Source organism: Pseudomonas sp. Irchel s3a12 (assembly GCF_900187485.1).
GTDB classification, from domain to species: domain Bacteria; phylum Pseudomonadota; class Gammaproteobacteria; order Pseudomonadales; family Pseudomonadaceae; genus Aquipseudomonas; species Aquipseudomonas neuropathica.
The window spans coordinates 153979-175488 of record NZ_FYDN01000003.1; the positions used below are offsets into that span (position 1 = coordinate 153979).

18 protein-coding genes are annotated in these 21510 nt (G+C 60.2%); 5 read left to right on the forward strand and 13 right to left on the reverse strand.

The features are described from left to right. Positions 1-67: 67 nt before the first annotated feature. Together phoR and CKW14_RS06930 are read left to right on the forward strand one after the other, a co-directional pair. Complete coding sequence (phoR, locus tag CKW14_RS06925) at positions 68-1354, forward strand: phosphate regulon sensor histidine kinase PhoR (protein ID WP_256587191.1); 1287 nt, start codon at positions 68-70, stop codon at positions 1352-1354. Between the two features lie 122 nt (positions 1355-1476). Next, positions 1477-2817 carry a hemolysin family protein gene (locus CKW14_RS06930; protein WP_007920256.1) on the forward strand — a complete coding sequence of 447 codons (1341 nt, stop codon included), beginning with the start codon at positions 1477-1479 and terminating at the stop codon, positions 2815-2817. Positions 2818-2935: 118 nt separating this feature from the next. Here CKW14_RS06930 and CKW14_RS06935 read toward each other — a convergent pair whose 3' ends face one another. The 8 genes from CKW14_RS06935 to CKW14_RS06970 form a co-directional block, all read right to left on the reverse strand. Beyond that, a complete protein-coding gene (locus tag CKW14_RS06935) occupies positions 2936-3832 on the reverse strand; it encodes a M23 family metallopeptidase (RefSeq protein ID WP_095049646.1) in 897 nt (298 codons plus the stop codon). Between the two features lie 206 nt (positions 3833-4038). Continuing rightward, positions 4039-4995 (reverse strand): response regulator, encoded by a 957-nt coding sequence (locus CKW14_RS06940; RefSeq protein ID WP_095049645.1) that lies wholly within the window; start codon positions 4993-4995, stop codon positions 4039-4041. Between the two features lie 176 nt (positions 4996-5171). Beyond that, positions 5172-5933, reverse strand: coding sequence for a phosphate signaling complex protein PhoU (phoU, locus tag CKW14_RS06945; protein ID WP_016985766.1), 762 nt, complete (start codon positions 5931-5933; stop codon positions 5172-5174). Between the two features lie 71 nt (positions 5934-6004). Next, positions 6005-6838, reverse strand: coding sequence for a phosphate ABC transporter ATP-binding protein PstB (pstB, locus tag CKW14_RS06950; protein ID WP_095049644.1), 834 nt, complete (start codon positions 6836-6838; stop codon positions 6005-6007). A gap of 183 nt (positions 6839-7021) precedes the next feature. After that, the gene (pstA, locus tag CKW14_RS06955) at positions 7022-8692 is read right to left on the reverse strand and encodes a phosphate ABC transporter permease PstA (RefSeq protein WP_095049643.1); all 1671 of its coding nucleotides are present in this window, start codon (positions 8690-8692) and stop codon (positions 7022-7024) included. 16 nt (positions 8693-8708) lie between these two features. Beyond that, positions 8709-10742 (reverse strand): ABC transporter permease subunit, encoded by a 2034-nt coding sequence (locus CKW14_RS06960; RefSeq protein WP_176471262.1) that lies wholly within the window; start codon positions 10740-10742, stop codon positions 8709-8711. 422 nt (positions 10743-11164) lie between these two features. Beyond that, complete coding sequence (locus CKW14_RS06965; protein WP_038359380.1) at positions 11165-12163, reverse strand: phosphate ABC transporter substrate-binding protein PstS; 999 nt, start codon at positions 12161-12163, stop codon at positions 11165-11167. Positions 12164-12403: 240 nt separating this feature from the next. Continuing rightward, positions 12404-13702, reverse strand: coding sequence for an MFS transporter (locus CKW14_RS06970; protein WP_095049641.1), 1299 nt, complete (start codon positions 13700-13702; stop codon positions 12404-12406). A 376-nt stretch (positions 13703-14078) separates the two neighbouring features. Between CKW14_RS06970 and CKW14_RS06975 the strand changes: the two genes are divergently transcribed. Next, positions 14079-14483 carry an acyl-CoA thioesterase gene (locus CKW14_RS06975; RefSeq protein WP_003229628.1) on the forward strand — a complete coding sequence of 135 codons (405 nt, stop codon included), beginning with the start codon at positions 14079-14081 and terminating at the stop codon, positions 14481-14483. Positions 14484-14540: 57 nt separating this feature from the next. After that, positions 14541-15440 (forward strand): D-hexose-6-phosphate mutarotase, encoded by a 900-nt coding sequence (locus CKW14_RS06980; RefSeq protein WP_095125046.1) that lies wholly within the window; start codon positions 14541-14543, stop codon positions 15438-15440. Between the two features lie 126 nt (positions 15441-15566). Here CKW14_RS06980 and CKW14_RS06985 read toward each other — a convergent pair whose 3' ends face one another. The 5 genes from CKW14_RS06985 to CKW14_RS07005 all read right to left on the reverse strand — a co-directional run bounded on the left by CKW14_RS06985 (position 15567) and on the right by CKW14_RS07005 (position 19387). Further along, positions 15567-16103 carry a DUF3299 domain-containing protein gene (locus CKW14_RS06985; RefSeq protein ID WP_007920225.1) on the reverse strand — a complete coding sequence of 179 codons (537 nt, stop codon included), beginning with the start codon at positions 16101-16103 and terminating at the stop codon, positions 15567-15569. A 93-nt stretch (positions 16104-16196) separates the two neighbouring features. Beyond that, positions 16197-16442: a GlsB/YeaQ/YmgE family stress response membrane protein gene (locus CKW14_RS06990; RefSeq protein WP_007920223.1), complete on the reverse strand. Its 246-nt coding sequence runs from the start codon at positions 16440-16442 to the stop codon at positions 16197-16199. A 110-nt stretch (positions 16443-16552) separates the two neighbouring features. Beyond that, complete coding sequence (locus CKW14_RS06995; RefSeq protein WP_007920221.1) at positions 16553-17635, reverse strand: 5-(carboxyamino)imidazole ribonucleotide synthase; 1083 nt, start codon at positions 17633-17635, stop codon at positions 16553-16555. Between the two features lie 10 nt (positions 17636-17645). Beyond that, entirely contained in the window at positions 17646-18137 is a 492-nt protein-coding gene (gene purE / locus CKW14_RS07000) for a 5-(carboxyamino)imidazole ribonucleotide mutase (protein ID WP_007954291.1), read from the reverse strand. A gap of 332 nt (positions 18138-18469) precedes the next feature. Then, on the reverse strand, positions 18470-19387 hold the full coding sequence (locus tag CKW14_RS07005) for a LysR substrate-binding domain-containing protein (protein ID WP_095125047.1): 918 nt from the start codon (positions 19385-19387) through the stop codon (positions 18470-18472). A gap of 180 nt (positions 19388-19567) precedes the next feature. Between CKW14_RS07005 and aspA the strand changes: the two genes are divergently transcribed. Further along, positions 19568-20992: an aspartate ammonia-lyase gene (gene aspA / locus CKW14_RS07010; RefSeq protein WP_095049638.1), complete on the forward strand. Its 1425-nt coding sequence runs from the start codon at positions 19568-19570 to the stop codon at positions 20990-20992. Positions 20993-21510 lie beyond the last annotated feature (518 nt).

Here is a 21510-nt window from a genome sequence, read left to right on the forward strand (position 1 = left end):
GCCAGACTCGCTGACAAGGACCGTATTTTCCGTGAATCAAAACTGGCATGGCACCCTGATTCGCCACATGCTGCTGTTGGTCACCGCCTGCCTGGTGATCGGCCTGATCACCGGCTATTACGGCTGGAGCCTCGCCGCGGGCCTGGGGATTTATCTGGCCTGGACGCTCAAGCAATTGCTGCGTCTGCACGAATGGCTGCGCCAGCATCAACCCGACGAAGCACCGCCCGATGGCTATGGCCTGTGGGGCGAAGTGTTCGACAGCATCTACCATTTGCAACGCCGCGATCAGCGCGTGCGCGGGCGCCTGCAAGCGGTGATCGACCGGGTGCAGGAATCCACCGCTGCGCTGAAAGACGCGGTGATCATGCTCGACAGCGACGGCAATCTGGAATGGTGGAACCGCGCCGCCGAAACCTTGCTTGGCCTCAAGACCCCCCAGGACAGCGGCCAACCGGTGACCAACCTGGTGCGCCATCCGCGTTTCAAGGAGTACTTCGAGCAGGACAGCTACGCCGAGCCGCTGGAAATCCCCTCGCCAACCAACGATCGCGTGCGCATTCAGCTGTACCTGACCCGCTACGGCAACAACGAACACTTGATGCTGGTGCGCGACGTCACGCGTATCCATCAGCTGGAACAGATGCGCAAAGATTTCATTGCCAACGTCTCCCACGAATTGCGCACGCCGCTGACAGTGATCTGCGGCTACCTGGAAACCCTGCTCGACAACGTCGAGGAAGTGAATCCGCGCTGGAGTCGCGCGCTGCAGCAGATGCAGCAACAGGGCGGACGCATGCAGACGCTGCTCAATGATTTGTTGTTGCTGGCGAAACTCGAAGCCACCGATTACCCGTCGGACAACCAGCCAGTGCAGATCGACACCCTGCTGCAATCGATCAAGAGCGATGCGCAGCAATTGTCCGGCGCGAAAAAACAGCGCATCAGCCTCGAAGCCGATGCCGGCCTGTTGCTCAAGGGCAGCGAGGCGGAGTTGCGCAGTGCGTTTTCCAATCTGGTGTTCAACGCGGTGAAGTACACCCCGGCCGAGGGCAACATCCGCATTCGCTGGTGGGGTGACGATCAAGGCGCACACCTGAGCGTGCAGGATTCCGGCATCGGCATCGACAGCAAACACCTGCCGCGCCTGACCGAACGTTTCTACCGCGTCGACTCCAGCCGCAACTCCAATACCGGCGGCACCGGGCTTGGCCTGGCCATCGTCAAACACGTGTTGCTGCGCCACCGCGCGCGCATGGAGATCAGCAGCGTGCCCGGTCACGGCAGCACGTTCACCTGCCATTTCGCCCCGGCTCAGGTGGCTCAGGCGCGAGCCATCAGCGCCGCCGAGTAAGACCGACCGGCACTCGCCACTAGGCAATCGCCATGTCAGCCGCTACATTGGCTGACTTGTGCCTGCCTTTCAGGCGCGACTTTTCTCTCTTTTGAATCACACGGAACCCGCAAAACTCCATCATGGACCCTTCCCCTGGCTTGTCCCTCGCTACAATTTTCGCCGACTTCGGCATGATCCTTTTCGCTCTGATCCTGGTTTTGCTCAACGGCTTTTTCGTTGCGGCGGAATTTGCCATGGTCAAACTGCGCTCGACCCGGGTCGAGGCCATCGCTGATCAGAACGGCTGGCGCGGGCACATCCTGCGCACCGTACACAGTCAGCTCGATGCGTATCTCTCGGCGTGTCAGCTCGGTATTACCCTCGCCTCCCTTGGCCTGGGCTGGGTCGGTGAGCCGGCCTTCGCGCACATTCTCGAGCCGCTGCTGAGCGCGGTCGGCGTGCAGTCGCCTGAGATTGTCAAAGGCGTGTCGTTCTTCACCGCGTTCTTCATCATTTCGTACCTGCACATCGTGGTCGGTGAGCTGGCCCCGAAGTCGTGGGCGATCCGCAAACCCGAGTTGCTGTCGCTGTGGACGGCGGTGCCGCTGTACCTGTTCTACTGGGCGATGTACCCGGCGATTTACCTGCTCAACGCCAGCGCCAACGCGATTCTGCGTATCGCAGGGCAAGGCGAACCCGGTCCGCACCATGAACACCATTACAGCCGCGAAGAACTGAAACTGATCCTGCACTCCAGCCGTGGCCAGGATCCGAGCGATCAGGGCATGCGCGTTCTGGCGTCGGCGGTGGAAATGGGCGAGCTGGAAGTGGTCGACTGGGCCAACTCCCGCGAAGACCTGATCACGCTTGAATTCAACGCGCCGCTGAAAGAAATCCTCGCGATGTTCCGTCGTCACAAGTTCAGCCGTTACCCGGTGTACGACAGTGAGCGCCAGGAGTTCGTCGGCCTGCTGCACATCAAGGATCTGCTGCTGGAACTGGCGGCGCTGGACCACATTCCCGAGTCGTTCAACCTGGCTGAGCTGACCCGTCCCCTGGAGCGCGTGTCGCGGCACATGCCGCTGTCGCAGTTGCTGGAGCAGTTCCGCAAGGGCGGCTCGCACTTCGCTGTGGTCGAGGAGGCTGACGGCAACATCATCGGCTACCTGACCATGGAAGACGTGCTGGAAGTGCTGGTCGGCGACATTCAGGACGAACACCGCAAGGCTGAGCGCGGGATCCTCGCCTATCAGCCGGGCAAGCTCTTGGTGCGTGGTGACACGCCGCTGTTCAAGGTGGAACGCCTGCTGGGCATCGACCTTGATCACATCGAAGCGGAAACCCTCGCCGGGCTGGTCTACGAAACCCTGAAACGGGTGCCGGAAGAGGAAGAAGTGCTGGAAGTCGAAGGCCTGCGCATCATCATCAAGAAGATGAAAGGGCCGAAGATTGTGCTGGCGAAGGTGTTGATGCTGGATTGAGTGCAATGCGGGAAACCGCGTTGCCTGCTAAAAGATCGCAGCCTGCGGCAGCTCCTACATGGGAATGTGAACCCCCTGTAGGAGCTGCCGCAGGCTGCGATCTTTTGCTTTTAGAGGCTTATTGCTTGCCCAACGCAAAGTTGGGCAACGCCCCCAGCGGCTGGATGAACTGATACGGAATCGACACCAGCCCCTCGCTAGTATTGCGCTGCACCACAAAGTGCAGGTGCGGGCCGCTGCTGTTGCCGGTGTTGCCCGACAAGGCCAGCGAACTGCCCACCGCCACCCGTTGCCCTTCGCGTACGCTCACCGAGCCTTGCTTGAGGTGCAGGTACACGCCCATGGTGCCGTCGTCATGCAGCACGCGCACGAAATTGCCGGACGCATCCGAACCGCGCCCGCTCTGCGAGTTTTCGGTCTTCACCACCACCCCGGCCCGCGCGGCAATGATCGGCGTGCCCACCGGCATGGCGATGTCCATCGCATAGCGATTCTTCGGCCCATAGTGACTGTACTGACCGTTGGCGCCCTGACTCAGACGAAACGGCCCGCCACGCCATGGCAGTGGATAGCGATAGCCCTGCGCGATGCCTGTGGGGTCGCCGAGGGAGTAATGGAACTGCGGCGTATACACCAGCGGCTGCTTGCCGGATATCGCCGTCAGCAACGCCAACCGCGTGTTGCTGCGCGCCGGCAGCACCCGGTGGATGGTTTGCGCCGGCGCACCGCGCACATTGCTCAGCCCGGTGAATGCCAAGGCAATTTTGACCGGCGCATACAGATCGTTGCGCACGAAGACCACGTCAGTGCCCTTCTGCTTCTTGATGTCGAGGTACACCTGCCGCTCCAGGCGCTCGACCATGCGGTCTTGAAAGACGAACACCTGCGCGCCTTTGCTCGGCCGGTCACTGTAGGAGACCACGCCGTTGGCATCGGTGGATTTGTAAATGGTCATGGCCACAGCCGATGTGGAGGCCACGAAGAGACCACAGAAAAACAGCAGGCGTGCGAGCATGGGCAAGAGTCTGTCGAAGTAAGGCCTGGGAATGAGCCTAGCAGGTGAAGCAGACCAGGCTAGTCGACAGATGTTTCAAATGATCGTCCCCACGCTCTGCGTGGGAATGCAGCCCGGGACGCTCTGCGTCCCATGCGAGAGGACGCGGAGCGTCCGGTTGAGGCATTCCCACGCAGAGCGTGGGAACGATCAGTGTAAAGCTGTGATCACGCGCCGGGAACGAAGTGCTTCTGCGCCGTGCCGCGGGCGATCAGGCGCGAGATGTAGTCGAGTTTCTGCGCGTCCTGATCGACGAAACGGAAGGTCAGTTGCAGCCAGTCGCTGTCCGGTTTCGGCTCAAAAGCGACAACCGCGTGCAAATAGCCATTGAGACGGGCGATTTCAGCGTTGTCACCCTGCTCCAGATCGAGCACGGCGCTGTCGAGGATCTGCGGCAGGGTGTCGGTGCGTTTCACCACCAACAACGCTTCCTTGATGCTCAGAGCCTTGATCACGCATTGCTGAGTACCGCTTGGCAGACGCAATTGGCCCTGACCGCGACCACTGGCCGGAGCGGATGCGGCGGCTGGAGCCTTGACCGGAGGGCTGTTGAGCAGGCCACGGGATGGCGCAGCAGCCGGCGCTGGTGCGGCAGCAGCCGGTTTGGCGAACGGGTTGACCGCCGCAGCTGCCGGGGCGCCGCCTACCACGGCAGGCTTGCCACCGGTCAAGGCGCTGAGGGAATCGTTGCCGAACGCCGAGTTCATTTTGGTTGGCGCGCTGTTCATCAGGGTGTCGAGCTTGCCGACCTTGTTCAGCGCCTGTTTGACCTTGGTCAGCAGTTGCTCGTTGGTGAACGGCTTGCTGACGTAGCCGGAAACGCCGGCCTGAATCGCCTGCACGACGTTTTCCTTGTCGCCACGGCTGGTGACCATGACGAATGGCATGGTCTTGAGGTTGTCTTGCTCGCGGCACCAGGTCAGCAGTTCGAGCCCGGACATTTCCGGCATTTCCCAGTCGCACAGGACCAGGTCGAATGCTTCCCTGGCCAGCATAGCCTGAGCCTTTTTACCGTTGACGGCGTCCTCGGTGCGGATCCCCGGGAAGTAATTACGCAGGCACTTTTTCACCAGGTCACGAATGAACGAAGCATCGTCCACGACCAACACACTGATCTTGCTCATCCAACACCCCTATTAAAATCCCGGCAAGCATAACGCTGGCTGATGGCACATTGCCAAAACTCTTCAGTCACGCCGGGACTTTTCGTTCGCGGGTGCTGCTTTTTAATCGAATCTGCCCATGAAAAGCACAAACAAAAACGCCCGGCCAAAGGGCCGGGCGCTTTTCTCAGGCAATCTTACTTATCGTCAGCATTGCCCGGAACATTAGCGGTTTCGCCGCTTGTGCCTTCAACTTCTTCTTTCATGCGCTTGAGGCCCATGTGGCGCACGTCGGTGCCGCGCACCAGGTAGATGACCAGTTCGGAGATGTTGCGCGCGTGATCGCCGATGCGTTCCAGCGAACGCAGCACCCAGATAATGCTCAAGACCCGCGAGATAGAGCGCGGGTCTTCCATCATGTAGGTCGCCAGCTCACGCAGGGCGGTCTTGTATTCGCGGTCGATGATCTTGTCGTACTGCGCCACCGACAACGCCAGATCAGCGTCGAAACGGGCAAACGCGTCCAGCGCATCGCGGACCATGTTGCGCACCTGGTCGCCGATGTGGCGAACCTCGACATAACCACGCGGCGCTTCACCTTCTTCGCACAGCTGAATGGCGCGGCGAGCGATCTTGGTCGCTTCATCACCGATGCGCTCCAGGTCGATCACCGACTTGGAAATGCTGATGATCAAACGCAAGTCGGACGCCGCCGGCTGACGACGGGCGAGAATGCGCAGGCATTCTTCGTCGATGTTGCGCTCCATCTGGTTGATCTGGTCATCGATCTCGCGCACTTGCTGAGCCAGACCGGAGTCGGCTTCGATCAGTGCGGTGACCGCGTCGTTGACCTGCTTCTCGACCAGCCCGCCCATGGCCAGGAGGTGGCTGCGCACTTCCTCAAGCTCAGCGTTGAACTGCGCGGAGATGTGGTGGGTAAGGCCTTCTTTACTAATCATGTTGGCGTCCTTGGAGCGTCCGGTAAGGTGCGGTGGGCCGCAGCGTCAATTCTGTGAATAACCCGCAACTGTCAGCCATAACGACCGGTGATGTAGTCTTCGGTCTGCTTCTTCGCCGGATTGGTGAACAGGGTATCGGTGTCGCCAAATTCCACCAGTTTGCCCATGTACATGAACGCCGTGTAGTCGGACACCCGCGCGGCCTGTTGCATGTTGTGCGTAACGATAACGATGGTGAACTTGGACTTCAGCTCGTAGATCAGCTCTTCGACTTTCAGCGTCGAGATCGGGTCGAGGGCCGAGCACGGTTCGTCGAGCAGCAGCACTTCCGGCTCAACCGCGATGGTGCGGGCGATGACCAGACGCTGCTGCTGACCACCGGACAGGCCGAGTGCCGATTCATGCAGGCGGTCTTTGACTTCGTCCCACAACGCCGCGCCCTTCAACGCCCACTCGACCGCTTCGTCGAGGACGCGCTTCTTGTTGATGCCCTGGATGCGCAGACCGTAAACGACGTTTTCGTAGATGGTCTTCGGGAACGGGTTGGGCTTCTGGAACACCATGCCGACGCGACGACGCAGCTCGGCAACGTCTTCGCCCTTGCGATAGATGTTGTTGCCATACAGGTTGATCGCGCCTTCTACGCGGCAGCCGTCAACCAGGTCGTTCATGCGGTTGAAAGTGCGCAGCAAGGTCGACTTACCGCAGCCGGACGGGCCGATGAACGCGGTCACGCGCTGCTTCGGGATGTTCATGCTGACGTCGAACAGCGCTTGTTTCTCGCCGTAGTACAGGCTCAGGCCGGGTACTTCGATGGCCACGGTTTCCTGCGCCAGATTGAGGCTCTGCTTGTCGCGGCCCAGGGCGGACATGTTGATGCCGTGGGTATGTGTTTCGTGCTGCATGGGAGGCTCCCTGTGCTAACAAATTCGGTTTGTTGAACCGCTGGCCAAACCAGCGGGTAACGCAAATTCAGTTTTTGTCGCGGTCCCTGTGGGAGCTGGCTTGCCAGCGATGGCATCACTGCGGTGTAACTGAAACACCGCGTCGCCTGCATCGCTGGCAAGCCAGCTCCCACAGGGTTTGTGTTAACTGTCCAAAGCTTTGTATTTTTCGCGCAGGTGGTTACGGATATACACCGCCGACAGGTTCAACGTCGCGATCACCAGCACCAGCAACAGCGCCGTGGCGTACACCAGCGGACGCGCCGCTTCGACGTTCGGGCTCTGGAAGCCGACGTCATAGATGTGGAAGCCCAAGTGCATGATCTTCTGATCCAGGTGCAGGTACGGGTAGTTGCCGTCCACCGGCAGCGACGGCGCCAGTTTCACCACACCCACCAGCATCAGCGGCGCCACTTCACCGGCGGCGCGGGCCACGGCGAGGATCATGCCAGTCATCATTGCCGGGCTGGCCATCGGGATGACGATCTTCCACAAGGTTTCAGCCTTGGTCGCACCCAGTGCCAGCGAACCTTCACGCACGGTGCGCGGAATACGTGCCAGACCTTCTTCAGTCGCGACGATCACTACCGGCACCGCCAGCAGCGCCAGCGTCAGCGAGGCCCAGAGCAGACCCGGTGTACCGAAGGTCGGTGCCGGCAGTGCTTCGGGGAAGAACAAGCGGTCGACCGAACCACCGAGTACGTAAACGAAGAAGCCCAGACCGAACACGCCGTAAACGATCGCCGGAACGCCAGCGAGGTTGTTCACCGCGATACGGATGATCCGCGTCAGGGTGTTCTGTTTGGCGTATTCACGCAGGTACACCGCCGCCAGCACACCGAACGGGGTGACGATCATCGCCATGATCAGCGTCATCATCACGGTGCCAAAGATCGCCGGGAAAATCCCGCCTTCGGTGTTGGCTTCACGCGGGTCGTCCGAAAGGAATTCCCAGATCTTGCTGAAGTAGAAACCGACCTTGGTGAAGGTGCTCATCGCGTTTGGCTGGTAGGCGTGAACCACTTTGCCCAGACCGATTTCAATCTCTTTGCCGTTGGCATCGCGAGCGGTCAAGGCATCGCGATTGAACTGTGCATGCAGATCGGCAAGCCGCGCTTCGATGTCCTGATAACGCGCATTCAGCTCGGCACGCTCAGATTCCATGTCCGCTTGCGCGGTGGCGTCGAGCTTGCCTTCCAGTTCCAGTTTGCGACCGTGCAGACGGATGCGCTCCAGCCCTGCGTTGATTGCACCGATGTCGGTCTTTTCCAGCGACTTCAGTTGCGCCGCCAGACCGTTCACACGGTTGATCCGCGCTTGCAGCTCTGGCCACGCAGCCTCGCCTTCGGCGATGACCTTGCCGTCCTGTTTGACGTTGACCAGATAGCCGTAGAAGTTGCCCCACTCGCGACGTTCGATCGCCATCAACTCGGGCGGCGTAGTCTGGTTGGTCAGCCACTCACCGACGACCCAGGTGAAGTCGTTGCCATTCAGATCCCGGTTGCCGACCTTGATCAGCTCGCGGGTCATGAATTCCGGGCCGACGTCAGGCACCGGCAATCCGGCGCTCTTCAGGCGAGCACGCGGCACTTCTTCTTTCTGTACCACTTCGCCGACCACAAGATGCTGGGCCTGGCCCGGCACGTCGTAGCTGGCATGCACCAGATCCGCCGGCCAGAAGTGACCCAGACCGCGCACGGCAATCACCGCCAGCAGGCCAATGGTCATGATGACCGCGATGGACACCGCGCCACCGCTGATCCAGACGCCCGGGGCGCCGCTCTTGAACCATCCTTTCAGGGAGTTCTGTTTCACAGACTTCTACCTTTGCTTAAAGCGACGAGTATTTCTTGCGCAGACGCTGACGAATCAGTTCTGCCAGGGTGTTCATGACGAAGGTGAACAACAGCAGCACCAGCGCCGAGAGGAACAGCACGCGGTAGTGGCTGCCGCCGACTTCCGACTCGGGCATTTCCACCGCGACGTTGGCCGCCAGAGTGCGCAGGCCTTCGAACAGGTTCATTTCCATGACCGGGGTGTTACCGGTGGCCATCAACACGATCATGGTTTCGCCGACCGCACGGCCCATGCCGATCATCAGCGCCGAGAAGATCCCCGGGCTGGCGGTCAGGATCACCACGCGGGTCATGGTCTGCCACGGCGTGGCACCCAGCGCCAGCGAGCCGAGGGTCAGGCCACGCGGCACACTGAACACGGCGTCTTCAGCGATCGAGTAGATGTTCGGGATCACCGCGAAACCCATGGCCAGACCGACCACCAGAGCGTTGCGCTGGTCGTAGGTAATGCCCAGGTCGTGAGAGATCCACATGCGCATGTCACCGCCGAAGAACCAGTTCTCCATGAACGGACTCATGTACAGCGACAACCAGCCCACAAACAGGATCACCGGAATCAGCAGCGCACTTTCCCAGCCATCCGGGACTTTCAGACGGATCGATTCAGGCAGGCGGCTGAAGGTGAAGCCGGCGACCAGGATGCCGATCGGCAGTAACATCAGCAGGCTGAAGATGCCCGGCAGATGCCCTTCTACATAAGGCGCGAGGAACAGACCGGCGAAGAAACCGAGGATCACCGTCGGCATCGCTTCCATCAGCTCGATCACCGGCTTGACCTTGCGGCGCATGCCCGGGGCCATGAAGTACGCGGTGTAGATCGCAGCGGCAACGGCCAGTGGAGCAGCGAGCAGCATGGCGTAGAACGCAGCTTTCAGAGTGCCGAAGGTCAGTGGCGACAGGCTCAGTTTCGGTTCGAAATCGGTGTTGGCGGCGGTCGATTGCCAGACGTATTTTGGCTCGTCGTAGTTCTCGTACCAGACCTTGCTCCACAGCGCGCTCCAGGAAACTTCCGGGTGCGGGTTGTCGAGCAGAAGCGGTTGCAGCTTGCCGTCGGCTTCGACGATGACACGGTTGGCACGTGGCGAAAGACCGAACACGCCCTGGCCTTCTACCACTTGATCGACCAGCAAGGTGCGATGCGCGGTGCTGTGGAACACGCCAAGCTTGCCGCTAGCATCCAGAGCAAGGAAGCCCTTGCGACGCTCTTCGGCGGTGATTTCAACGATCGGCGTGGTGCCCATCTGGAAAGTGCGGATCTGCTTCAGGCGCAGCTCACCATCGGTGTCACGGGCCATGAACCACTGGGCCAGACCACCCTTGGAGTCACCGACGATCAGCGAGATACCACCGACCAGTTGCGTGGTCGCGGTGACTTCGGCGTCAGCGTTTTCCAGCAGTTTGTAGCGACCGTTGAGGCTCTTGTCGCGCAGGCTGAACACATCGGCCTGAGCGCGACCGTTGACCACGTACAGCCACTGCTGGCGCGGGTCGACGAAGATGTTTTTCACCGGCTCAGTCATTTGCGGCAGATCGATACGCTTCTGCTCGTTGGTGACTTCGCCAGTCATCATGTTTTCTTCGCTGGTCAGCGACAGCACATTGAGTTGCGAACCGGTCGAACCGACCAGCATCAACGTCGTGTCGGTGGCGTTCAGGCTGACATGCTCCAGCGCGCCGCCGGCTTCGTTCAGCGCGATCGGCGTCTCGCCATACGGATACTCGATGGCCGGGCTGATGGTTTTCTTGCCATCGGGGTAGCTGACTTTATAGGTGTGGCGGAACACCAGCGCCTGACCGTTGGACAGACCCACGGCTACCAGCGGATGGCCCGGCTGGTCTTCACCAATCGAGGTCACGGTTGCGCCGGCAGGCACTGGCAGATCGACGCGCTTCAGTTCAGCGCCACTGTCGATATCAAAGAACAATGCCTGGCCTTTGTCGGAAACGCGCATGGCCACCTGATTCTGCTCTTCGAGCGAAATCATCAGTGGCTTGCCGGCGTCCTGCATCCAGGCCGGGGTGATCGAGTCTTTCGCTGTGAGGTCGGCACCCTGAAACAGCGGCGCGACCACGTAGGCGAGGAAGAAAAAGATCAGGGTAATGGCTGCCAGCACCGCGAGACCGCCAACGAGGACGTACCAGCGGGTGAAGCGATCCTTGAGCGCACGAATGCGGCGCTTGCGTTGCAGCTCAGGCGTATTGAAGTCAATGCGCTTGGGAGGATTAGTAGTCATTTGGGAATTGGCCAGATCATTCATGCGCTCACCCTAGCGATCCTGTATGACAGAAAGATGACAATGCAGTGACGCAGCAAATCCACCGCCAGCGGGACTGGCAGAGGATCAAAAATTTGAGGTGTGGAAAAGGCCGGCCTGCGCGCAGGTCCGGCCTTTTACCTGAGTCCGGTGGGGTTCACCCTGGACTCAATTTGTTACTTCTTTGCGACAGCGCCGCCTTCCTGCAGACCCAGGTCAGCCAGTGCTTTTGCAGCAACCTTGGCTGGCAACGGGATGTAACCGTCTTTCACCACAACTTCCTGGCCCTGTTTCGACAGCACCAGCTTCACGAACTCAGCTTCCAGCGGAGCCAGAGGCTTGTTCGGGGCTTTGTTGACGTAAACGTAGAGGAAACGCGACAGCGGGTACTTGCCGTTCAGGGCGTTTTCTTCGGTGTCTTCGATGAAGTCAGTGCTGCCTTTCTTGGCCAATGGCACGGTTTTCACGCTGGCGGTCTTGTAACCGATACCCGAGTAACCGATGCCGTTCAGCGAGGAGCTGATCGACTGCACCACCGACGCCGAACCTGGTTGTTCGTTGACGTTTGGTTTGTAGTCGCCTTTGCACAGGGCTTCTTCTTTGAAGTAGCCATAGGTGCCGGATACCGAGTTACGACCGAAGAGTTGTACTGGCTTGTTGGCCAGGTCGCCGGTCACGCCCAGGTCACCCCAGGTTTTCACGTCGGCTTTGGCGCCGCACAGACGGGTGGACGAGAAGATCGCATCAACCTGTTCCATGGTCAGGTGCTGGATCGGGTTGTCCTTGTGCACGAACACAGCCAGGGCGTCCACGGCAACCGGGATAGCGGTTGGCTTGTAGCCGTACTTCTGCTCGAAGGCCGCCAGTTCGGTGTCCTTCATCTTGCGGCTCATCGGGCCCAGGTTGGAGGTGCCTTCAGTCAGCGCAGGTGGCGCAGTGGCGGAGCCAGCGGCCTGAATCTGGATGTTTACGTTCGGGTATTCTTTTTTGTAGTTCTCAGCCCACAGGGTCATGAGGTTGGCCAGGGTATCGGAGCCGACGCTGGACAGGTTGCCCGACACACCAGTGGTCTTGGTGTAGCTCGGGATAGCAGGGTCAACAGCGGCGAACGCGTTGGCAGTCGCAACGCCAGCAGCGACAAAAGTCATTGCCGCCATCAAACGCTTCAGTTTCATGCCTTACTCCTAGCAGATAGGGTGTGTTAAGTCGGGGCCAAGTATCAGCAGGCCGTGTGAACACTCTATGGCTGAAATATGACAATTGGATGAAAGGCCAGCATGTCGCGACAGATCTTTCCCACTCTCTGCGTGGGAACGCCGCCATGGACGCTCTGCGTCCGCATTTGAGAGGTGACGCGGAGCGTCACAGGATGCATTCCCACGCGGAGCGTGGGAACGATCAGGCGGGAGAGAAAATCAGCGCCCCTTCTTCCAGAGCCACGCCCCGACCAGAATCCCCATCGCACACAGCACTGCCACGTAGTAGGCCGGGCCCATCGCGCTTTCTTTCAGCAGCAGACTCACCACCATCGGCGTCAACCCACCGAAAATCGCATAAGCCACGTTGTACGAGAACGACAATCCGCTGAAACGCACCACCGGTGGAAACGCTTTAACCATCACATATGGCACCGCACCGATGGTGCCGACCAGAAAACCGGTCAACGCGTACAGCGGGAACAACCAGTTCGGGTGATCGGCAAGGCTGTGATAGAAGGTCCACGAGCTGATCAGCAAGCCCAGGCAGCCAAACACAAACACGCGACCGGCACCAAAGCGATCCGCCAGTGCACCGGAAATGATGCAGCCGATGCTCAGGAACACAATCGCCAGACTGTTCGATTGCAACGACTCGGTCGGCGTGAAGTGATAGACCGTTTGCAGCACGGTCGGGGTCATCAGGATCACCACAACGATGCCGGCCGACAGCAACCAGGTCAGCAGCATTGAAATCGCAATCGCGCCGCGATGATCACGCAGCACCGCGCGCAGCGGTACTTCTTCGGCCAGCGCCTTGCGCAATTGCAGTTCGGCGAACACCGGGGTTTCGTGCAGCCAGCGACGCAGGTAGACCGAGAACAGGCCGAACACGCCACCGAGCAGGAACGGGATCCGCCACGCGTAATCGGCAACCTCGACAGGCGTATAAATGCTGTTGATCGCGGTGGCGACCAGCGAGCCGAGCAAAATGCCGGCGGTCAGGCCGCTGGTGAGGGTGCCACAGGCGTAACCCATGTGCTTTTGCGGTACGTGTTCGGAAACGAAGACCCACGCGCCCGGCACTTCACCGCCAATTGCCGCGCCTTGAATCACCCGCATCAATAGAAGAAGGATTGGCGCCCACAGGCCGATCTGCGCGTAGGTTGGCAGCAGACCCATGATCAGGGTCGGCACGGCCATCATGAAAATGCTCAGGGTGAACATCTTCTTGCGCCCCAGCAGGTCGCCGAAGTGCGCCATGACGATGCCGCCCAGCGGTCGCGCCAGATAGCCGGCGGCGAAAATGCCGAAGGTCTGCATCAGGCGCAGCCACTCGGGCATGTCGGCGGGGAAGAACAGCTTGCCGACCACAGTGGCGAAGAAGACGAAGATGATGAAATCGTAGAATTCCAGCGCGCCGCCAAGGGCGGACAGCGATAGAGTCTTGTAGTCATTGCGGGTCAACGGTCGTGCGGGTTGCTCGGGCTGCGCGAGGCTCGAAGGCGCTGTGGTCATGGCAAGGGCTTCTCTTATAGTCGGATCTGCCGCCACAACAACGCTGGCGGTGGCTTGGGCAGGTTCGGCACCATAGCAAATTGTTCGAAAAAGCACATAGAGGTGCGTATTTGACGGTCGAAATGAGAACCGGATGGTCGTCGCGGAGTCTACCGACCGATATACTCGCAACCTGCTCCGGTTTGTAGGGGGTTGCTGTGCGAAAACGTCGTTGGCCCGGCCTTTGCTCGGGATTAGCCGGTTTCGCAGAGTTTCTCCTTAGGCGCCTGATGGAAAACGTGACGAACGTAGTATGTTCGGTGCTGAATCGTTTTTCCCGAAGACGGCTACCACCAGCAATACCAACGAAGAGTCACGGGTCAGAGGCACCCCCGGCATGATAGAGCTCGAACAAGAAGATCCAATTCCGCAAGGCGACCTGGCCCTGCAAATCACCGCACTCCCACGCGAAACCAACGGCTTTGGCGATATTTTCGGCGGCTGGCTGGTGGCACAGATGGATTTGGCCGGCACCGCAATGGCCAGCCGTGTCGCTGGCGGCCGCGTCGCCACCGTCGCCATCGACCGCATGGCGTTCCTTGTGCCTGTGGCTGTCGGCGCGCAATTGTCCTTTTATACCCAGACCCTGGAAATCGGCCGTAGCTCGATCCAGATGATGGTCGAAGTGTGGAGCGACGACCCGTTGTCCAGCGAGTGGCGTAAAGTCACCGAAGCGGTCTTCGTCTTCGTCGCCATCGACGGCAGCGGTCGCACTCGCTCGGTTCCACCACGCGCGCGTTAAACATCGTCGCCGTTTTACGGTCGATAGTTGTCCTTGTTACTGATCGAGAGCTGTCCCATGAACACGCCCAACGTTGAAGCCGTGAAACTGGATGAACTGAACTGCTGGCGCATCCGCCACGGTCAGGCCGAAGTGCTGGTGGCCCAGCAAGGCGCGCACATCCTCAGTTATCAGATCGATGGCCAGCCGCCGATCATCTGGCTCAACGACAAGGCCGAGTTCAAGACCGGCAAAAGTATCCGCGCCGGTGTACCGGTGTGCTGGCCGTGGTTCGGCAAGTTCGAGCGCAACCCGCAGAGCGTGCAGGCCATGTATACCGGTGAGCAACCGGCACCCGCGCACGGTCTGGTGCGGGCGATGGATTGGGAGTTGGGCGGCATCGAATCAGAGGCTGACGGCGTCAAGGTCGAATTCAAGCTGCCTTACCCCGAAGGTGGCCTGCCGGGCTGGCCGCATCAGGTCGATCTGACCCTGACCCTGCATTTGTCCGAGCAACTGAGTTTCAGCCTGACCAGCCATAACCGTGGCAGTGACAGTGTCAGCCTGAGCCAGGCGCTGCACACTTACTTCGCGGTCAGTGACGTGCGCAATGTGCATGTCGATGGCGTGGATGGTTTGAATTACATCGAGACGCTGGACGACTGGAAAACCCACAGTCAGCAAGGCGACCTGCATTTTGCCGGTGAAACCGACCGCATCTATCTCGATGCTCCACCACAACTGAGCATCATCGACCCGGCCTGGGAACGACGCATTGTGCTGACGGCTACCGGCTCACGCACGGCGGTGATCTGGAACCCGTGGATCGACCGCGCCGCCGCGCTGGCCGACATGGATAACGATGGCTGGCAGCGCATGCTGTGCATTGAGACGGCGAATGTGATGGATGACATCGTCACGCTGGCGCCGGGGGCGAGCCATACCATGGGCGTCAGCGTCGCCAGCAAACCGCTCTAACCAGCACCGCAATACAAAATGTGGGAGCGAGCCTGCTCGCGAAGGCGTTGTATCAGTCAACATTCAAATGTCTGATACACCGCTTTCGCGAGCAGGCTCGCTCCCACAGTTGCTTCGTGGTGATTGTTAGAGATCAGATTCCTGCACCACCCGCACCTTGTCGGCTTCCAGCGCATACGCCGCATCGGCCAGATCATTGCTGACCTTCTCGACCTTCAGCGTGCCGGTCACCCACAGCGGTGTGTAGATATCATCCAGCTTCAAGCCTTTCGGATAACGCACCAGCACCAGTTGATTCGGCGGCGGTGGCGGCACGTGGATACATGCGCCCGGATACGGCACGAGGAAGAACAGCGTGCTGCGACCCTTGGCGTCGGATTCCAGCGGCACCGGGTAACCACCGATGCGGATGTGCTTGTCATTCATCGACGCCACGGTTTTGGTCGAATACATCACCGCCGGCAGACCTTTGGCCTGCTTCATCCCGCCCTTCTCAGTGAAGGTGCCGGTGGCTTCCGGGGAGTTGTGGTCGATTTCAGGCATGGCCTCGAGGGCCTTTTGGTCCGACTTGGGCATCAATTCGAGCCAGTCGGTTTCCGGCAGTTCGCCGGCGTGGGCCAAACCGCTGCCCAGGAAAAGGAGAGTCAACAGAAGACGGCGCATGAAGGTGCTCGGTATAGAAAGGAAAGAACAGTAAATCGCCGAGCATTCTAGCCCTCCCGGCCACTTTGGCAGAGAGGGCTTTGTCGCTTTGGATCAGTTCTTTTTGATCAGGCCGTAGATCACCAGCAACACGATAGCGCCGACCAGTGCGCCGATGAAACCTGCGCCCTCGCCTGCGTGATAGATGCCCAGAGCCTGGCCGCCGTAGGTGGCTGCCAGCGAACCGCCGATACCGAGCAGGATGGTCATGATCCAGCCCATGCTGTCATCGCCCGGTTTCAGGAACCGCGCCAGCAGGCCGACGATCAAGCCGATAAAGATGGTTCCGATAATTCCCATGGCATTTCCCTCTGAATAGTAGATATGCGAAGCCTAGTCAGACTTTGGCATCCTGCAATCAGAGAACGGCGGCCCCTGAATGGTTCCGCCGCTGCCAAATGAAACTGTCGTTACTCGGCGATCAGCGCTTCGACCTTGACGATCTGCGCCTGCAGCGTAGCCATGTCGGCGCAACGCAGATTGGCGTGACCGACCTTGCGCCCGGCCTTGAAGGCCTTGCCGTAGTGATGCAGATGGCAGTCTTCGATAGCGATGACTTTCTCAACCGGCGGTACAACACCGATGAAGTTAAGCATCGCGCTCTCGCCGACTTTGGCCGTCGAACCCAGCGGCAGGCCGGCAACGGCGCGCAGATGGTTTTCGAACTGACTGCACTCGGCGCCTTCAGTGGTCCAGTGCCCGGAGTTGTGCACGCGCGGGGCGATTTCGTTGGCCTTGAGGCCACCGTCGACTTCAAAGAACTCGAACGCCATGACGCCGACGTAGTCGAGTTGCTTGAGCACGCGGCTCGAGTAGTCTTCGGCCAGCGCCTGCAATGGGTGATCGGTACTGGCCACCGACAGCTTGAGGATGCCGCTGTCGTGGGTGTTGTGCACCAGCGGATAGAACTTCGTTTCACCATCGCGGGCACGCACGGCGATCAGCGAGACTTCACCGGTGAACGGCACGAAGCCTTCCAGCAGGCAGGACACGCTGCCCAGTTCGGCGAAGGTGCCAACCACGTCTTCCGGCTTGCGCAGGACTTTCTGGCCCTTGCCGTCATAACCCAGGGTGCGGGTTTTCAGCACGGCCGGCAGACCGATCGAAGCGACGGCGGCATCCAGATCGGCTTGCGATTGAATGTCGGCGAAGGCCGGCGTCGGGATGCCCAGGTCCTTGAACATGCTCTTTTCGAACCAGCGATCGCGCGCGATGCGCAGGGCTTCGGCGCTCGGATAAACCGGGACGAATTGCGACAGGAATGCCACGGTTTCGGCCGGGACGCTTTCGAACTCGAAGGTCACCAGATCGACTTCATCGGCGAGTTGGCGCAGATGATCCTGATCGCCGTAATCGGCCCGCAGGTGTTCGCCCAGCGCAGCGGCACAAGCGTCCGGCGCAGGGTCGAGAAAAGCGAAGTTCATGCCCAGCGGCGTACCCGCCAGAGCCAACATGCGACCCAACTGGCCGCCACCGATTACACCGATCTTCATCTCAACAACCTCAGGCAATACGTGGGTCTGGATTGTCCAGGACGCTGTCTGTCTGCTCGGCACGGAAGGTTTTCAGTACCGCGTGGAACTGCGGATGCTTGGCGCCGAGGATGCTCGCCGAGAGCAGGGCAGCGTTGATCGCGCCGGCCTTGCCGATGGCCAGGGTGGCGACCGGAATGCCCGCTGGCATCTGCACGATCGACAGCAGCGAGTCAACGCCCGAGAGCATGGCCGACTGCACCGGCACACCCAGCACCGGCAGGTGGGTCTTGGCCGCACACATGCCTGGCAAGTGGGCTGCGCCACCGGCACCGGCGATGATCACCTCGATGCCACGACCTTCAGCCTCTTCGGCGTACTGGAACAGCAGATCCGGGGTGCGGTGGGCAGAGACCACTTTGACCTCGTACGGGATGCCGAGCTTTTCCAGCATATCGGCGGTGTGGCTAAGGGTGGACCAATCGGACTTGGAGCCCATGATCACGCCAACCAGTGCACTCATCGTCGCGCCTCTTCTCTCTGGAGCGCCCGCAGGCGCGTCATAAAACAACAAGCCACGCAGGTTGCGTGGCTTGATTGTACGAAAAATGGCCGGACGTGCCGGCCGAAGGCCGCGCAGTATACCGCAAAGAAAGCAATAAACAGCCCCCGAAACGACCATCTGTCAAATGAGCGAAAGGCCCGGTTTTATTGACCTGAAGGTCAGAGCATAGACATCACACGATCCCTGTGGGAGCTGGCTTGCCAGCGATGGCGTCGCATCAGCAAACAGAGTCGGTGTCTGACCCACCGCCATCGCTGGCCAGCCAGCTCCCACAGGGTTTTTCATCAACCTCAGGTTACGGTCGTACCTTGTGCGGCGCCGCCTTCTAGTTTTCGCCACAGCAGGCGTACGTTGGCTTTGCGTACCAAGGCGCAGCGGTAGAGGCGAATTTCCAGCGGCACATGCCATTGCGGGCCGCCGCAGACCACCAACTCACCACGCGCCAGTTCCGCGCGCACGCTCAGTTGCGGTACCCAGGCAATGCCCAGCCCTTCCAGCGCCATGCTTTTCAGGCTGTCCGCCATCGCGGTTTCATAAATGGTGGTGAAACGAAGCTGACGCTGACGCAGCAAACCATTCACCGAACGTCCGAGAAACGCACCGGCGCTATACGCCAGCAACGGCACGCTCGCATCTCCTTCCAGATCGAACAACGGCTTGCCCTCGGCATCCGCCGCACACACAGGGAGCATTTCCGTCTGGCCCAAATGCAATGAAGGGAAAATCTCCGGGTCCATCTGCATTGCCGCATCCGGATCGTAGAACGCCAGCATCAAATCACAGCCACCTTCGCGCAATGCATGCACCGCATCGCCGACGTTGGTTGCAACCAATCGGGTGGCGATGTTCAACCCTTCATTACGCAGCTGCGCGATCCAGCGCGGGAAGAAACCCAGCGCCAAGGAGTGAGCGGCAGCGACCTGCATCACTTCGCCCTGCCCGCCTTCCAGATGATGCAGATGGCGCAGCACTTCACCGAGCTGCTCGACCACGGTGCGCGCGGTCACCAGAAACAACTGCCCCGCTGCCGTCAGTTCGATCGGCGTGCGCGAGCGGTTGACCAGAGTCAGCCCCAGCGCAGCCTCCAGACTGCGAATCCGTCGGCTGAACGCCGGCTGGGTCACGAAGCGCCGTTCGGCCGCCTGCGAAAAGCTGCGGGTGGCGGCCAGAGCACTGAAGTCCTCGAGCCATTTGCTTTCCAGATTCATCACGTCCTCCAGGACACGCACCAAAACAGGTCACACGTCTGCCGCGCACGCGGCGTCACACGGGCATTATGCCGAATGTGCATAGGGCAGTGCTGAACAGCATTGGCCCAAAATTTCCCACAAGCCTAGCATTCGCAGCGTTCCGGCACAGACCGGGTCCATATCGAGATGATTTCTATCATGTCCTCCGCTGCATCTTTCCGCACAGAAAACGACCTGCTTGGCGCCCTCGAAGTACCGGCTCAAGCGTATTACGGCATCCAGACCCTGCGAGCGGTGAACAACTTCCGTCTCTCCGGCGTTCCGATTTCGCATTACCCGAAACTGGTTGTCGGCCTGGCGATGGTCAAACAGGCCGCCGCTGACGCCAACCGCGAGTTGGGTCACCTGAGCGAAGCCAAGCACGCTGCCATCAGCGAAGCCTGTGCCCGATTGATCCGCGGTGATTTCCACGAAGAGTTCGTGGTCGACATGATTCAAGGTGGCGCCGGTACTTCCACCAACATGAACGCCAACGAAGTGATCGCCAACATTGCGCTCGAAGCAATGGGTCACCAGAAAGGCGAGTACCAGTACCTGCACCCGAACGACGACGTCAACATGGCGCAGTCGACCAACGACGCCTACCCAACGGCGATCCGCCTGGGTCTGCTGCTCGGTCACGACACCCTGCTGGCCAGCCTCGACAGCCTGATTCAGGCGTTCGCGGCCAAGGGCAAAGAATTCGATCACGTCCTGAAAATGGGCCGTACCCAGCTGCAAGACGCCGTGCCGATGACCCTCGGCCAGGAATTCCGCGCGTTCGCCACCACCATGGGCGAAGACCTGGCGCGTCTGAAGTCGCTGGCCCCGGAACTGCTGACTGAAGTGAACCTGGGCGGCACCGCGATCGGTACCGGCATCAACGCCGACCCGCGTTATCAAGCGCTGGCGGTACAGCGTCTGGCCCTGATCAGCGGTCAACCGGTAGTGCCGGCGGCCGACCTGATCGAAGCGACTTCCGACATGGGCGCCTTCGTGCTGTTCTCCGGCATGCTCAAGCGCACCGCAGTCAAGCTGTCGAAGATCTGCAACGACCTGCGCCTGCTGTCCAGCGGCCCACGCACCGGCATCAACGAAATCAACCTGCCAGCGCGTCAGCCAGGCAGCTCGATCATGCCCGGCAAGGTCAACCCGGTGATCCCGGAAGCCGTTAACCAGGTGGCGTTCCAAGTCATCGGTAACGACCTGGCGCTGACCATGGCAGCCGAAGGCGGCCAACTGCAGCTGAACGTGATGGAGCCGCTGATCGCCTTCAAGATCTTCGACTCGATCCGTCTGCTGCAACGCGCCATGGACATGCTGCGCGAGCACTGCATCGTCGGCATCACCGCCAACGAAGCGCGCTGCCGCGAACTGGTCGAGCACTCGATCGGTCTGGTCACCGCACTGAACCCGTACATCGGCTACAAAAACGCCACCCGTATCGCCGGCCTCGCGCTTGAAAGCGGCCGCGGCGTACTGGAACTGGTACGCGAAGAAGGTCTGCTCGACGAAGCCATGCTCGCCGACATCCTGCGCCCGGAAAACATGATTGCTCCGCGTCTGGTTCCGCTTAAAGCCTGAGCCGACGCGTAATTTGTAGCACCGCTCACCAGGTCGAGGGACTAGACACCTCTCACCTTTTGAGGGCTTGGGGATTTGTCCCCAAGCCCTTTTTTTTAACTTTCTGACCCTGAGACCCGTATGTCTGGGGACTGAACAATGTGGGAGCGAGCCTGCTCGCGAAGACGGCGGCACATTCAAAAGCAATGTGTCTGCAATACCGCTTTCGCGAGCCGGCTCGCTCCCACACAGAGCAGTTCCTGCACAAGCCCGGCGCCGGTAACGCCGGGTGTTTCACAGCTTCGTTTCGTCGCTTGCACCACAACCGTGCAGACGGGCGCCGCACTGATCGGTATAGTGCCGCCCCTCTTCGCGTGAGCGGTCGTCGGTAACGAGGCCATAACCCATGCGAAACCCGAACTAATAACAAACCCGCGAAATGGATCCGGGACGAAACCATCGCCTCACCTGTCGTGCCGCGCGCACACCGGTGTAACACGATATTTCTACCATCCAGCATTTGCTCACACAAAAAACAG